This window comes from Actinophytocola sp., from assembly GCF_035762905.1.
Classification (GTDB): domain Bacteria; phylum Actinomycetota; class Actinomycetes; order Mycobacteriales; family Pseudonocardiaceae; genus DASYTH01.
This window is the reverse complement of the sequence record NZ_DASUCC010000077.1, coordinates 49,058-61,429: the sequence shown is the minus strand read 5'-3', so window position 1 is coordinate 61,429 and position 12,372 is coordinate 49,058. Positions and strand designations below refer to the sequence as shown.

Annotated in this window: 15 protein-coding genes; 4 read left to right on the top strand and 11 right to left on the bottom strand. The window is 70.2% G+C overall.

What is annotated here, in order from left to right:
• Positions 1 to 12: 12 nt before the first annotated feature.
• Entirely contained in the window at positions 13 to 1,455 is a 1,443-nt protein-coding gene (locus VFV67_RS15485; protein WP_326470679.1) for a GuaB1 family IMP dehydrogenase-related protein, read from the top strand.
• Between the two features lies 1 nt (position 1,456).
• On the opposite strand, the gene VFV67_RS15480 is transcribed toward VFV67_RS15485, so the two are convergent.
• On the bottom strand, positions 1,457 to 2,803 hold the full coding sequence (locus VFV67_RS15480) for a PhoH family protein (protein WP_326470678.1): 1,347 nt from the start codon (positions 2,801 to 2,803) through the stop codon (positions 1,457 to 1,459).
• A gap of 681 nt (positions 2,804 to 3,484) precedes the next feature.
• Here VFV67_RS15480 and VFV67_RS15475 point away from each other — a divergent pair.
• Positions 3,485 to 3,808 (top strand): hypothetical protein, encoded by a 324-nt coding sequence (locus tag VFV67_RS15475; protein WP_326470676.1) that lies wholly within the window; start codon positions 3,485 to 3,487, stop codon positions 3,806 to 3,808.
• A 57-nt stretch (positions 3,809 to 3,865) separates the two neighbouring features.
• On the opposite strand, the gene VFV67_RS15470 is transcribed toward VFV67_RS15475, so the two are convergent.
• Positions 3,866 to 4,642 carry an isoprenyl transferase gene (locus VFV67_RS15470; RefSeq protein ID WP_326470675.1) on the bottom strand — a complete coding sequence of 259 codons (777 nt, stop codon included), beginning with the start codon at positions 4,640 to 4,642 and terminating at the stop codon, positions 3,866 to 3,868.
• Positions 4,643 to 4,691: 49 nt separating this feature from the next.
• Here VFV67_RS15470 and VFV67_RS15465 point away from each other — a divergent pair, with 49 nt between their 5' ends.
• Positions 4,692 to 5,129, top strand: coding sequence for a CoA-binding protein (locus tag VFV67_RS15465; protein ID WP_326470674.1), 438 nt, complete (start codon positions 4,692 to 4,694; stop codon positions 5,127 to 5,129).
• An 84-nt stretch (positions 5,130 to 5,213) separates the two neighbouring features.
• Entirely contained in the window at positions 5,214 to 5,876 is a 663-nt protein-coding gene (trhA, locus tag VFV67_RS15460) for a PAQR family membrane homeostasis protein TrhA (protein WP_326470876.1), read from the top strand.
• A gap of 38 nt (positions 5,877 to 5,914) precedes the next feature.
• On the opposite strand, the gene VFV67_RS15455 is transcribed toward trhA, so the two are convergent.
• From VFV67_RS15455 to VFV67_RS15415, 9 genes are all read right to left on the bottom strand, one after another.
• Positions 5,915 to 7,123 (bottom strand): site-specific integrase, encoded by a 1,209-nt coding sequence (locus VFV67_RS15455; RefSeq protein WP_326470673.1) that lies wholly within the window; start codon positions 7,121 to 7,123, stop codon positions 5,915 to 5,917.
• Between the two features lie 12 nt (positions 7,124 to 7,135).
• On the bottom strand, positions 7,136 to 7,321 hold the full coding sequence (locus VFV67_RS15450; protein WP_326470671.1) for a helix-turn-helix domain-containing protein: 186 nt from the start codon (positions 7,319 to 7,321) through the stop codon (positions 7,136 to 7,138).
• Positions 7,322 to 7,334: 13 nt separating this feature from the next.
• The gene (locus tag VFV67_RS15445; RefSeq protein ID WP_326470670.1) at positions 7,335 to 8,975 is read right to left on the bottom strand and encodes a replication initiator; all 1,641 of its coding nucleotides are present in this window, start codon (positions 8,973 to 8,975) and stop codon (positions 7,335 to 7,337) included.
• A complete protein-coding gene (locus VFV67_RS15440) occupies positions 8,972 to 9,370 on the bottom strand; it encodes a hypothetical protein (protein WP_326470668.1) in 399 nt (132 codons plus the stop codon). The genes VFV67_RS15445 and VFV67_RS15440 overlap by 4 nt, the downstream gene beginning before the upstream one ends.
• On the bottom strand, positions 9,367 to 10,866 hold the full coding sequence (locus VFV67_RS15435) for a type IV secretory system conjugative DNA transfer family protein (protein ID WP_326470666.1): 1,500 nt from the start codon (positions 10,864 to 10,866) through the stop codon (positions 9,367 to 9,369). Before VFV67_RS15435 ends, VFV67_RS15440 begins: the two co-directional genes overlap by 4 nt.
• A 330-nt stretch (positions 10,867 to 11,196) precedes the next feature.
• Positions 11,197 to 11,457, bottom strand: coding sequence for an AMED_5909 family protein (locus tag VFV67_RS15430; RefSeq protein WP_326470664.1), 261 nt, complete (start codon positions 11,455 to 11,457; stop codon positions 11,197 to 11,199).
• Positions 11,450 to 11,716: a hypothetical protein gene (locus tag VFV67_RS15425; RefSeq protein WP_326470662.1), complete on the bottom strand. Its 267-nt coding sequence runs from the start codon at positions 11,714 to 11,716 to the stop codon at positions 11,450 to 11,452. The genes VFV67_RS15430 and VFV67_RS15425 overlap by 8 nt, the downstream gene beginning before the upstream one ends.
• A 3-nt stretch (positions 11,717 to 11,719) precedes the next feature.
• Positions 11,720 to 11,947, bottom strand: a complete 228-nt coding sequence (locus VFV67_RS15420; protein ID WP_326470660.1) for a hypothetical protein — start codon at positions 11,945 to 11,947, stop codon at positions 11,720 to 11,722.
• Positions 11,944 to 12,354 (bottom strand): plasmid replication, integration and excision activator, encoded by a 411-nt coding sequence (locus tag VFV67_RS15415; RefSeq protein ID WP_326470658.1) that lies wholly within the window; start codon positions 12,352 to 12,354, stop codon positions 11,944 to 11,946. Before VFV67_RS15415 ends, VFV67_RS15420 begins: the two co-directional genes overlap by 4 nt.
• Positions 12,355 to 12,372 lie beyond the last annotated feature (18 nt).

Below are 12,372 nucleotides of genomic sequence, written 5' to 3'. Positions count from 1 at the left end.
GGCTAGTCAGCCGTGCGGTTCCTCAACGACATGCGGCCGGGGTACGACCTGACCTACGACGATGTCTTCCTCACGCCCAACCGCTCGGCGGTGGAGTCGCGGTTCGACGTGGATCTGTCCACTTCGGACGGCACGGGCGCGACGATCCCGATCGTGGTGGCCAACATGACCGCGGTCGCCGGCAAGCGGATGGCCGAGACCGTTGCCCGGCGCGGCGGGCTGGTGGTGCTGCCGCAGGACATCGACCCGGCGGTGGTGGCCGCGATCGTGTCCTGGGTGAAGAGCCGGGACCCGGTGTGGGACACCCCGCTGGTGCTCACCGCCGGCGATGCCGTGACCGACGCGCTCAACCTGCTGCCGAAGCGGGCACACGGCGCCGTTGCGGTGGTCGACCAGGAGGGCCGGCCGATCGGCGTGGTGGGCGAGGCCGCCTGCCTCGGGGTCGACCGGTTCACCCGGATCGGCGAGGTCGCCGACCCGGACGTGCTGGTCGTGCCGATCACCATGCCGCCCCGGGAGGTGTTCGAGCAGTTGCACGGGCGCAGCGCGACGATCGCGCTCGGCGTGGACGAGCACGGCCGGCTGGCCGGCGTGCTCACCGAGCTGGGCGCGCTGCGCTCGGAGCTCTACCAGCCCGCGGTGGACGTCAAGGGCAGGCTGCGGGTGGCGGCCGCCATCGGGGTCAACGGCGACGTCGCGGCCAAGGCCACGGCGCTGCTCGCGGCCGAGATCGACACGCTGGTGGTGGACACCGCGCACGGCCACCAGGAGAAGATGATCTCCGCGCTGAAGGCGGTCCGCTCGGTGTCGCCGCACGTGCCCGTGGTGGCCGGCAACGTGGTGACCGCCGAGGGCGTGCGGGACCTGGTCGAGGTCGGCGCGGACGTGGTCAAGGTCGGGGTCGGGCCGGGCGCGATGTGCACCACCCGGATGATGACCGGAGTCGGCCGGCCGCAGTTCTCCGCGGTGGCCGAGTGCGCCCGCCGGGCCCGCGAGCTCGGCGCCCGGGTGTGGGCCGACGGCGGGGTGCGGCACCCCCGCGACGTCGCCCTGGCGCTGGCCGCGGGCGCGTCCAGCGTGATGGTCGGGTCGTGGTTCGCGGGCACCTTCGAGTCGCCGGGCGACCTGCAGCGCGACGAGCACGGGGCGCCGTTCAAGGAGTCGTTCGGCATGGCGTCCAAGCGCGCGGTCACGGCCCGGACCCGGGGCGACGGCGCGTTCGACCGGGCCCGCAAGGCGCTGTTCGAGGAGGGCATCTCGACCTCCCGGATGCGCCTGGACCCGGCCGCGCCGAGCGTGGAGGACCTGCTCGACTCGATCTGCTACGGCGTCCGGTCGGCATGCACCTACGCCGGGGCGCACAACCTCGAGGAGTTCCACGAGCGGGCCGTGGTGGGCATCCAGTCCCCCGCGGGGTTCGCCGAGGGCCGGCCGCTGCCGAGCGGGTGGTCGTAGCTCAGGCGGTGTGCTCCTCCAGCATCTCGGTGACCAGCGCGGCGATCGGGGACCGCTCCGAGCGGGTCAGCGTCACGTGCGCGAACAGCGGGTGGCCCTTGAGCTTCTCGATCACCGCGGCGACCCCGTCGTGCCGGCCGACCCGCAGGTTGTCCCGCTGGGCCACGTCGTGGGTGAGCACCACCCGGGAGCCGGTGCCCAGCCGGGACAGCACGGTCAGCAGCACGTTGCGCTCCAGCGACTGGGCCTCGTCGACGATGACGAACGAGTCGTGCAGGGACCGGCCGCGGATGTGCGTGAGCGGCAGCACCTCGAGCATGCCGCGGCCCAACACCTCCTCGATCACGGTCTGCGAGATCAGGGCGCCCAGCGTGTCGAACACCGCCTGTGCCCAGGGCTGCATCTTCTCGCTCTCCGAGCCCGGCAGGTAGCCGAGGTCCTGCCCGCCGACCGGGTACACCGGGCGGAAGACCACGACCCGCCGGTGCTGGTTGCGCTCCAGCACGGCCTCGAGGCCGGCGCACAGGGCGAGCGCCGACTTGCCGGTGCCGGCCCGGCCACCCAACGACACGATGCCCACATCGGGGTCGAGGAGCAGATCCAGCGCCACCCGCTGCTCCGCCGAGCGGCCGTGCAGTCCGAACGCCTCCCGGTCGCCGCGGACCAGCCGGACCTGCTTGTCCCGGGTGACCCGGCCGAGCGCACTGGCCGAACCGGAAAGTAACCGCAGCCCGGTGTTGCACGGGTAGTCGCCGGTGGCCTCGATGCCGTACCCGGCCAGGTCGACGATGCCGTCCCGGAACAGGCCGTCCAGCGCCTCCTGCGGCACGTCGATGTCGGCCATCCCGGTCCAGCCGGACGGCGTGACCTCCTGGGCCCGGTACTCGTCGGCCTCCAGCCCGACGGCGGCCGCCTTGACGCGCAGCGGAATGTCCTTGGTGACCAGCACGACCCCGGGAATGTGGGCGGCCAGGTTGAGCGCGCAGGCCAGGATGCGGGAGTCGTTGGAGTCGGCGCGGAACCCGGGGGGCAGCACCTCCGGGTCGGAGTGGTTCAGCTCGACGTGCAGGGTGCCGCCGTCGGCGCCGATCGGAATCGGCCGGTCCAGCCTGCCGTGCTGCAGCCGCAGGTCGTCGAGCAGGCGCAGGGCCTCGCGGGCGAACCAGCCGAGCTCGGGGTGGTGCCGCTTGCCCTCGAGCTCTTCGATCACGACCAACGGAAGGACCACCGCGTGCTCGGCGAACCGGGTCACCGCCCACGGGTCGGAGAGCAGCACCGAGGTGTCCAGCACGTAGGTGCGGCACTCGTCGCGGGATTCGGCGCGGCCAGACGAACGGGTAGCAGTCACGGCAACTCCCGGGCGAACGTGGCACCCACGTCCGCGGCTCGTAGGGCCGGGCCCCGCCCTGGCTGGCCGGTTCGTCCGACGCCGTGCGGCGTCAGCGTCTCCGCCCACGAGGGCCGGGTGCCGGCCCCCTCGCGATCGCTACCGTCACGACCAGGGCCTCCCGGATGGACCGCGCTGACACGACCCATCACTTCGGACGCTACCTGCGGTCGACCCGGTTTGACAGCAGCCGCGCAGATGATTTTGTTCGCCACCCAAGCGATGACTTTCCGTAATCGGAGCCCCCGGGAGTGGGACTGCCCTACTGGGCGACCTCAAACGGGTCACCGCCCGGCTACCCGGCGCTGACCAGGCACGCTGACGCATGCCGGAATTGCCTGCTATCACGCAGAAGAATAACGTTCGGGCGTAAAAATACCGGGACCGGTGAACTTGGCGAATATCGGGAACACGAACGAGTCCAGGCGCATGTCGGCTGGTCGGGCGGGGATAGTATCTTCCGCGAACAAGAGGTGATCAAGCACTGACGGAATTCCGCAATATCGACATTTCAAAGGAGAACAAGTGCTCAAGAAGATTGGTCTGACTGCGGCGGCTGTCGTCGGGCTTTCCCTCGCCGCCGCTCCGGCCTTCGCCGCACCACCGATCGAAGCCCCGCCGGCTCCCGGGACGCAGTGCCCAATGACCACGCAGGGCACGGAGGGGATCGAGGGGCTCCAGGAGGTGCTGGCCCCGCCGCCGGTCGAACCGCCGGCCGAGCCAGGAGTCGAGCCGATGACCGAGCCACCGTTCGACCCGTCGTTCTTCTGCGTTCCGGTGCCGCGACACTGCGTGTCGAGTGGCGGTTTCAGCGTGCCGGTCCACGCGCCGTGCCTCCCGTTCGGGCGGCCCAGTTTCCTGAGCGGTGGCGGCCTGTCCGCACTGCTCGCCGCGTGCCTGGACCTGAACCTGAAGCTTCGGCCGCACCTGACGCTCGGCGGCTGCCGCAGCTGGAGTCCTTGCTGAGCTGAAGCGCGCGGAATGGCTCGGGAATCATGTTCCCGAGCCATTCCGCGCATTTCTTTATGAGCCGAATCGACGGTGCCGGATGGCGTAGTCGCGCAGCGCCCGGAGAAAGTCGGTACGCCGGAAATCCGGCCAGTACGCCTCGCAGAACCAGAACTCGGAATGCGCCGACTGCCAGAGCAGGAAACCGGACAGCCGCTGCTCGCCGGAGGTCCGGATGACCAGGTCCGGATCGGGCTGCCCGGAGGTGTAGAGATGCTCCGCGATGTGATCGACGTCCAGCACCTCGGCCAGCTCCTCTATGGAGGTGCCGGCCTCGGCGTGCTGCTGCAGGAGCTTGCGCACCGCGTCGGCGATCTCCCGGCGCCCGCCGTAACCGACCGCGATGTTGACCTCCATGCCGGGTTTGCCCTCGGTCCGGTTGGCGGCCCCGACCAGCCGGTCGGCCGTGTCGCCGGGCAGCACGTCCAGCGCCCCGATGACCCGCAGCCGCCACGGGCACGCCGGGCTGGCCAGGTCGTCGGCCACGTCGGTGATGATCTCCAGCAGCGGTGCCAGCTCCTGCTCGGGCCGCAGCACGTTGTCGGTGGACAGCAGCCAGAGCGTGACGAGCTCCACCCCGGCGTCGTGGCACCAGCCGAGCAGGTCGGTGATCCGCCGGGCGCCGGCCCGGTGGCCGTCGTTGACGTCGGTGAACCCCGCCTCCCGGGCCCACCGCCGGTTGCCGTCCAGGACCACGCCGACGTGCCGGGGGTGGTTGCCGCCGGCCTGCTGGATCAGCCGCTTGTCGTAGAGGCCGTATACGAGGTCGGCCACGCGCCTGCGAAGACTCACGTCCTCTCACGGTACGCCCACCCGACGCCGAGCGGGCACACTGGAAGGTATGCAACGCACCGAGATCGATCCGCGGTGGCAGGACATCGAGGTCATCGAGCGGTTGGTGCGGGAGTCCCGGACGGTCGCCGTGGTCGGCCTGTCCGCCGATCCCCGCCGGCCGAGCCACGGGGTGGCCAGGTACCTGCGGGACAGCGGGCTGGTGGTGCTGCCGGTCAACCCGGCACTGTCGACCTGGAACGGCATCCCCGCGTACCCGGCGCTGGACGCGCTGCCCGAGGCGCCGGACATCGTCGACGTGTTCCGCCGGCCGGAGTTCGCGCAGGAGGTCGCCGAGCAGGCCGTGGCCATCGGCGCCGGAGCGCTGTGGCTGCAGCTCGGGGTGATCAGTGACCGCGCGGCCCGGATCGCCGCTGCCGGCGGGTTGGACGTGGTCATGGACCGGTGCCTGGCCGTGGAGCACCGCGAGGTCGTCGGGTGGAGCTGAGCCACGGTTCACCTGTGGCGCCAGCCACACTGTCCGGCGCACAACCTACGGTCCCGTAACCTGGCATTCGTGTCAGCCGCGACGATGACCCCGCCGCCCACCGCGCCCGTCAAGCCCCGGATGCGCGGAGTGATCCACTATTGGTCCTTTGTGGCCTCGGTAGCCACCGGCGCCACCCTCATCGCTGTGGCCGCCGCCACCGTCTCCGCCCGCGCCGCCCTGGCCACGTCCGTCTACGGCGTCACCGTCCTGGCCATGTTCGGTGTCAGCGCCCTCTACCACCGTCGCTGGTGGGTCAGCCTCCGGGTCCGCGCCTGGATGAAGCGCCTCGACCACTCGATGATCTTCCTCTTCATCGCCGGCACCTACACCCCGTTCATGCTCCTGTCGATGCCGCCCACCTCCGGCTACGTCGTCCTCGCCATCGTCTGGTCCGGCGCCCTGCTCGGCGTGGCCCTCAAACTCTTCTGGCCGCACGCCCCCCGCTGGCTCGGCACCCCCATCTACATCGCCCTCGGCTGGGTCGCCGTCTTCATCCTCCCCGACCTCCTCCACCACGCCGGTGTAGCCGCCCTGGTCCTCCTGTTGGCCGGCGGCCTCCTCTACACCCTGGGCGCCATCTTCTACGCCACCCGCTGGCCCAACCCCTGGCCCCACCACTTCGCCCACCACGAGTTCTTCCACGCCGCCACAGTCCTCGCCGCCATCACGCACTACATCGCGATCTGGCTCGCCATGTACCCCTAGCTGCAGGAATGCGGCTGCATACCCCGACCAGGCCGTCATCAGGCCGCCCGGTCGCTCTCAGCTAGGAAGGCATCGATCGCCTTCCGGGTCCGCTCGTGGCTGGTCGGCAGCAGGTGCGTGTACACGCGCAGCGTGAACCCCGGATCCTCGTGCCCGAGGTACTGGGCCAGTGCCTTGATCGACTCGCCCGCGTCCAGCAGCACCGAGGCGTACAGGTGCCGTAGCGCGTGCATCCCATCCGCCCGGCTCGGCGCCACCTTCGCCTTCACCAGCGCCGGCCGCCACACGTACCAGTTGAACGCCGACCGCCGGCACGCCCGCCGCTTGTCGTCGACCAGGACCAGCCGCACCGTCACCGGCTTCCCACCCGGGTGCAGCCAGGGCAACGTCAGCTCGACCGGCTCGAACTCCTTGGCGTAGCTCTCCAGCGCCTTCGCCACCCCGGCCGGCAGCGGCACCGAGCGGGTCTTCCCCCGCTTCGGCGGCGCGAACACCGGCCGGTTGTTCACCAGCCGCACCTGGCGAACCACGTTCACCGTCTCGCCCTCCGGATCCACGTCATCCGGCGAGAGCCCGAACACCTCGCCCTGCCGCAGCCCGCACCCCGCCCCGAGCGTGACCACGATCTTGTACCGGTCCGGCAAGGCCTCCCGTACCGCGTGCGCCCGCTGGTGCGACCACACTTCGATCTTCGCCTGATCGGCACGCGGCCGGGACACGCTCTTGGCATGACACGGGTTGATCAGGATCCGCTTGTCGTCGATCGCCGCGTTCAGGATCGACGCCAGGTGGGTGAACAGCAGCACCCGGTAGTTCTGCGACACCCCGTTGTCCTGCAGCCACCGCACCCAGCCTTGGATGTCGGTCGGCTTCACCGACGCCAGCGACCGTCCCTCGAAGTACGGGTAGACGTGCACCCGCAGCCGCCCGCCGATCCGCTCCCGCGTGGTGTAGTCGAACGTCTGTGCCGCCCGCCACTGCTCGCCGAAGGTCTGCACCGACATCCGCCCCCGCGCCGGATCGAGGTACTTCCCCTCCCGCTTGTCGTTCTCGACGCCGATGAGGAAGTCCTCGGCCGTCTTCTTCTGCCGATCCGGGAACGACTTCGACCGCTCCCGCCCGTCCGGGTCCAGGTACCGAACCTTGTACCGGTCGCCGACCCCGTACAGATTCGTCCGCTCCCGCCCAACCTTCCCGGTGACTGGATCAACGACCTTCCGGTACCACCTGTCCTGAATGTGCGCCATCGCCGCCGCCCCCTACGCCGCATCCGTCGCCCAGCTGCGCACCGCCGCCGGGTCGTACCGCAGATGCCGTCCGATCTTCCGAACCGGCGGCCCCTCACCCCGCCACTTCCACTGGTAGAGCGTCTTGACCGGCACTCCGAGGTAGGCCGACACGTCCTCGACGCTCCACAACCGATCGATCGAGCTGCTTTGGTTCATCTCGTCCCCCAGGTCAGGCCGCTGTCGGTTGAGTTGCTGAAACATCTGGGTCGGGTGGTCCGGCCGCCGCCAGCAGTGCCGCGTCGTACTCAGCCCGCCATCGGATCCGCTCGGCGATGGCGTGCATGACCAGGTGCGCCCGTGGCGGCACGTTCGGATCACCGGGCTGGACCTTGAACCAGACCAGCCGGGTGCGGTCCGGTTCGGGCTTCTCGATCCCGATGGCCGCCAAGGCCTGCTTGACGAAGGCCTTCCGGTCGGCCCGGTGGTCGGCAAGCGTCTTGCCGGACCACTTGCGCGAGACCAGCACCCGCCGGCCGGGGAGCCCGAGGGTGGTCCGCCGGTGAGCCCGGCTCTTGCAGTGCCCGGGTGTGGCCTTGCTGGTGACCCCGAGAGGTTGGATGCCGTAGAGCAGCCACACCGCGCACCGCGACGAGCACGGCGTGATGGACAGTTCCTCGTGCAGCCGGTCATGGTGTGCGCGTTGCCGGTCGGTGTCGGCCTCAATCACCTCACCCGTGCTCTTGGTGAGGTACTTGGTCAGGTAGCCGATGTGCCGCCCGGCCTGGTCGGTGCCGCCGAGGATGCCCTTGGAGTGCACCTGCCGCCCGAAGGTGGCGACGTGCGCCGGCTCGTCGAGCTGCTCGACCGCCTCGTCCCACGCGGTCAGGGGCGCCCGGGTGTCCGGGTCGACGAACCGCTCGCCGTCCCACACCGGTAGCCGGCCCTGGCCGTAGACCAACTCGTCATGGTTGGGCCACCACACCTGCAGGTAGGTCGCCGCGGTGACCTGCCGCAGCACCTCATGCGGAATGGATCCCCGCAGCGCCGCGTGCAGATGCGGCGCCACCCGCTTCTGCGGCTCGACCGTGGCGAAGTACTGCACCTCCCACCCGACACAACGCCGCAGGTTCTGCCACCACCGGTCCACCAGCGAGGCGAAGTGCACCGCATCCCGCGCCGCCCGCCGATAGTTATAGGTCCCCGGATCCACCGGCGTGCCGTCATCCCGCACCCGGCCGTAGCTGTCACAGGTGAGCGTGACGAACATTGACGGCCGGAACCGCCCCGCGAACTCCCGGCCCACGGTCCGCTTCTCCACCGGCAACCGAGGCAGGTCCGGAGCATCCTGCCGCCGCCGCGTCGACCGGTTCGCCGGTTGCTTGCCGGGCCCGTCCGGATTCGGCATCCGCCCGCGCATCCCGAGCGCGTGTAGCTCCTCGTCGACCGAGCGGATCTCCTCGCGCAACTCCTCAGCATCCCCGGCCCGCTCGTCCTCGAGCGCGGATCGGTAGGCCGCCACGAGATCGGCGCGCAGCTCCAGTAGCGCTGTCTGATCGGCCGTGGGTGGCTCCGGTGTGAAGTCCGGCTCCACCTCCAGGTGCCAGCCCTCCCGGCACTGCGCCATTCGCAGCGCCCGCGCCTTCCGTGCACAGGGTCCACAGACACTCTCCACAGTGGACCCGCACGGAACGCCGACATACTTGAGTTCGCCGGTGTCCCGGTCGCCGACCTCCATCGTGAACGGCCGCACGCACACGCCGTGCTGCTCCGCCGTCGCGGTGATCACATCCAACGCCAGGGGTTGACGCATCCGCTCCGCGCGGGTCTGCCCAGCCACGTCCGCCGGAAGGGTGGGAACGGTGGCGTTCATGCGGCCACCCCCAACGCCCAGCCGCGCAGCACACCCAGCGAAACACCCTGTCGGCCGCCGGGCTGCAGATCCCCGAAGGTGGTCGGCTCGAACGGGACGCCGCCGTAGATCTTGACCGTCTCCTCGACCAGCCGGCCCGCCACGACCAGGTGCACGCACTCGCCATCGGGCACCCGCCACACGGTCACCCTCGGCTCGGACAGCCCGTGTGCCCAGTCCAGCAGCGCCGACGCCAACCCGGCCAACTTCTCCTCGCCGAGCTGCACCGACACGACCTCGCCGTCCACCCAGTTGATCACCACGTCAACCGAGGCGATCTCCCCGGCCGGCTCCACCACCGCCAGGTGATCCCGGATCGCACCGAGCAGCCGCACAAAGTCCGCATTGGTCCTCATGCCGCCGCACCCCCATCCGAGTCCCCACCAGCCACCGGGAACGCCAGGACCTCCGCCGAAGGCAGCGCCGAGCGCCCGATCAGATAGGAGACGAGCTGGGCCAAGTCGTCATCGGTGACATGGAACGCACGGGCCCGCACCGGTTCACGCCGGCCGTCCTCCTTCACCCACGCCACACCCGGCGTGTTCTCGCTGATCTCGTGCGCATTCGCGCCCCGCAGTCGCACCCCATCGCCGAGCACCATGTCCACCTGCGCCGGCTCATCCAGCCGCATCGCGACCCGGGTGGAGAACAGATGCCGGAAGGAGATGATCTCCTTGCGCGGGTCCTGCAACAGCCCCAGCACGCACACCCCGGGCGCCCGCCCCTGCGAGGTGATGGTCTGGATCGCCCGGGTCGCCCGGTCCCGAAGGGCCTTGTCCGGCTGGTACGCGATCAGGTCAGCCAGCTCGTCGATCACGAGCAGGATGAACGGATCACCCGTCTCCGGGGTCCACACCCGCCGCCGACCCCGATACGACTCGGCGCGCCGTTTGACCTCCAACGCCAGCCATTCGAGCTGGGTCACCGCGACCGACCCGTTGTCGAAGACCACCCGGTCGAACACCTCCGGGGCCGCGCCGAGCTCCATGCCGCCCTTGGGATCGATCCCGATCAACTTGACCCGGCCGGCCCGGATCGCCGGAGCCAACGCCCACGCGACCGCCCACAGCAACGACCCTTTGCCGGCCCCGGACACGCCCACCGTCAGCACATGCGTACCCACCAGCTGGAGCCGCCACGGCTTGCCGGTCTCGGTCCGCCCGATCACCACCCGCCGCAGGTCCACCGCCGCCGGATCCTCGGCCAGCGCCGGAACCGGCACACGCCGCGCCAGCGGGTCATGGTGGATGAAGTCCAACTCCAGCACGCCGGGCTTGCGGACCCTCACTCGGCAGGACGTAGCGTGGAACGAATGCGCCAGGCCGGAGGCGTGCAGCTCCCACTGTTCCGGCGCCTGGCCTTTGATCATCCGGACCCGCACCAGATCCCGCCATCCCTCCGCGCGGACCCGGCGCAGTCGAGGCCGGTGCTCCTTGCCACGCTTGTCCTTTGTGAGTTCGGACAGCCGCATGACCGTGCGCCACTGACAGGCGTAGATCACGAACCGGCGGAACTCCGTGCGTGGCCGGGGCAGCACCCACCGCTCAAACGACGATCGTGCCCGCCACCACCACACGAACAACCCGACGAGCAGCACGCCGCCGAGCACGGTCAGCGGCCACTCGCCCAACACCTGCCACAGCCAGCCGACCGCCGCGAGCACCGCGAGGGTCAGCGGGTAGCGGAACACGACGCGGCCGAGCTGGTAGCCGGACCAGCCGAGGAGGATCACCAGGGCCAGCGGCGAGAGGATGAGCTTGACCCAGCCGGGCAGCATGGTCCACCACGGCAACCGCGGCCGCGACACCTCCAACGGCGCCGGATCCACCCAGCGCGACTCCCGCCCGTTCATCGCCGATCACCGCCGCTCGGGGTGAAGTCCAGCGGCAGCTCTCCCCGGCACTTGGCGCACCGGGTCTCGCCAGGCCGCAGCCGGGCGAAGCGCCGGCAGGCCGCGCAGCGGGGACGAGCAATAGTAGGGGACCCCTCTAGCGGGGCCGGGACTGTTGGTTCTAGCCTGTGCATGTTCACCTTCTCCGGTGGACAGCGCAGAAGCGGAATGGTTGGTAGCCGGCCGCTTCTGCGCCTATCGATTCCTTGCAGGGCAACGGAGTCGTGTGTCATCGCCACGCGACGCGCCGTCGCATGTTCACTGTCTGATTTGGATTTATGGCTTGTCTCGTTAGGATCGATCGGCGCCCCCACCTGTCGTGTTCTGGCTGGCTTGCTCGCGTTCACGGCGCGCCCAGTAGAGCGCCTCGTGGTGGTGCCCCCGGTCGACGTCGGCGATCCATTCGTATGCCTTCGCGCTGCGCAGGCGGTAGGCCCGCCACCGCGCGACATCCGCCGTCGCCGAGGGCCGCAGCCGGCCCAGCGCCTCGTGCACCTGGAACAAGGTCTTGCAGGCCTGCACTTCCTGCCACGCCGCGTTGTGGTCACTCATCGGCGCCGGCCTCCCCGCGCGGCTCGTGACGCGACGCCGCCTCGACCGGCCGGTCCAGTGCATCTGCCAACCGCCCGGCCTCCCGTGACAGCTCCCGGCAGAACCGAGCCAGGATGTGCGGACCGTCCGGTATCGCTGGGAGTTGGATGGCCATGTTCACCGGGTCCAGGTAGAGCACCAGCGCCGGCAACTCCGGCGTGACCTGCATGAACGCCACCGCCGATTCCCGGCCGGGCGTGCACGTCACGTTGAAACCCACTGCTCAGTCCTCCTGCTTCCTGTTGGCCGCCTCCAGCTCACTGCGGCTGTGCTGGATCACCTCGCCGAGCCGTTCCAGGGCACCGCGGTCGACGACCAGCACGACCGGGAAGGCCTTGCCGAAGCGGATCTCCACGCGGTCCGCGAACGGCAGTGCACGGGCCCGGATCGGCAAATCGGCCGTGACATGCATGTGCACCAGGTCTCGCATGTCGGCCACCGCCGCGATCACGCGGCGGACTTCTGGGTCTGGCCCGACTTCGCACCGGCGGGCGCACGCATGCCGGCCGCGCGGAAGCTGTGCGCGATCCGCCCCTTGTTGTTCGCGTACGGGGTGATCGTCAGCCCGTCGAACTCCACCGGCGCGAACGGGAAGCCCTGGATCTTGGCCGGCGGCACCGGCTGGTGGTCGGCGCTAATCTTGACCTTGAACTCGGCGCCGAACTTGGCCGCGTCGGCGTTGGCGTCCAGCGCGCGGACGATCCAGACGAGCTGTCCGGTCTCCTTGTCCCGCTCCTGCACCTTCGGCGCGGACGCGTCCGCCGAGAACGCCATCGAAGCCTCCACGCCGAGCACGAACGCGCCGTACGGGAAGACCTCGCCGAAGTCCACAGCAAACCGGGTCGGGATGAGTGGCATGTCTGCCTCCAGTTGTCG

Bases quoted from the DNA above. Each gene is read 5' to 3' on its own strand.
- VFV67_RS15475 (WP_326470676.1), top strand. From the start codon at position 3,485: ATGACCACGCAGGGCACGGAGGGGATCGAGGGGCTCCAGGAGGTGCTG.
- VFV67_RS15465 (WP_326470674.1), top strand. From the start codon at position 4,692: ATGCAACGCACCGAGATCGATCCGCGGTGGCAGGACATCGAGGTCATC.
- trhA (WP_326470876.1), top strand. From the start codon at position 5,214: ATGACCCCGCCGCCCACCGCGCCCGTCAAGCCCCGGATGCGCGGAGTG.
- VFV67_RS15455 (WP_326470673.1), bottom strand. From the start codon at position 7,123: ATGGCGCACATTCAGGACAGGTGGTACCGGAAGGTCGTTGATCCAGTC.
- VFV67_RS15450 (WP_326470671.1), bottom strand. From the start codon at position 7,321: ATGAACCAAAGCAGCTCGATCGATCGGTTGTGGAGCGTCGAGGACGTG.
- VFV67_RS15445 (WP_326470670.1), bottom strand. From the start codon at position 8,975: ATGAACGCCACCGTTCCCACCCTTCCGGCGGACGTGGCTGGGCAGACC.
- VFV67_RS15440 (WP_326470668.1), bottom strand. From the start codon at position 9,370: ATGAGGACCAATGCGGACTTTGTGCGGCTGCTCGGTGCGATCCGGGAT.
- VFV67_RS15435 (WP_326470666.1), bottom strand. From the start codon at position 10,866: ATGAACGGGCGGGAGTCGCGCTGGGTGGATCCGGCGCCGTTGGAGGTG.
- VFV67_RS15430 (WP_326470664.1), bottom strand. From the start codon at position 11,457: ATGAGTGACCACAACGCGGCGTGGCAGGAAGTGCAGGCCTGCAAGACC.
- VFV67_RS15415 (WP_326470658.1), bottom strand. From the start codon at position 12,354: ATGCCACTCATCCCGACCCGGTTTGCTGTGGACTTCGGCGAGGTCTTC.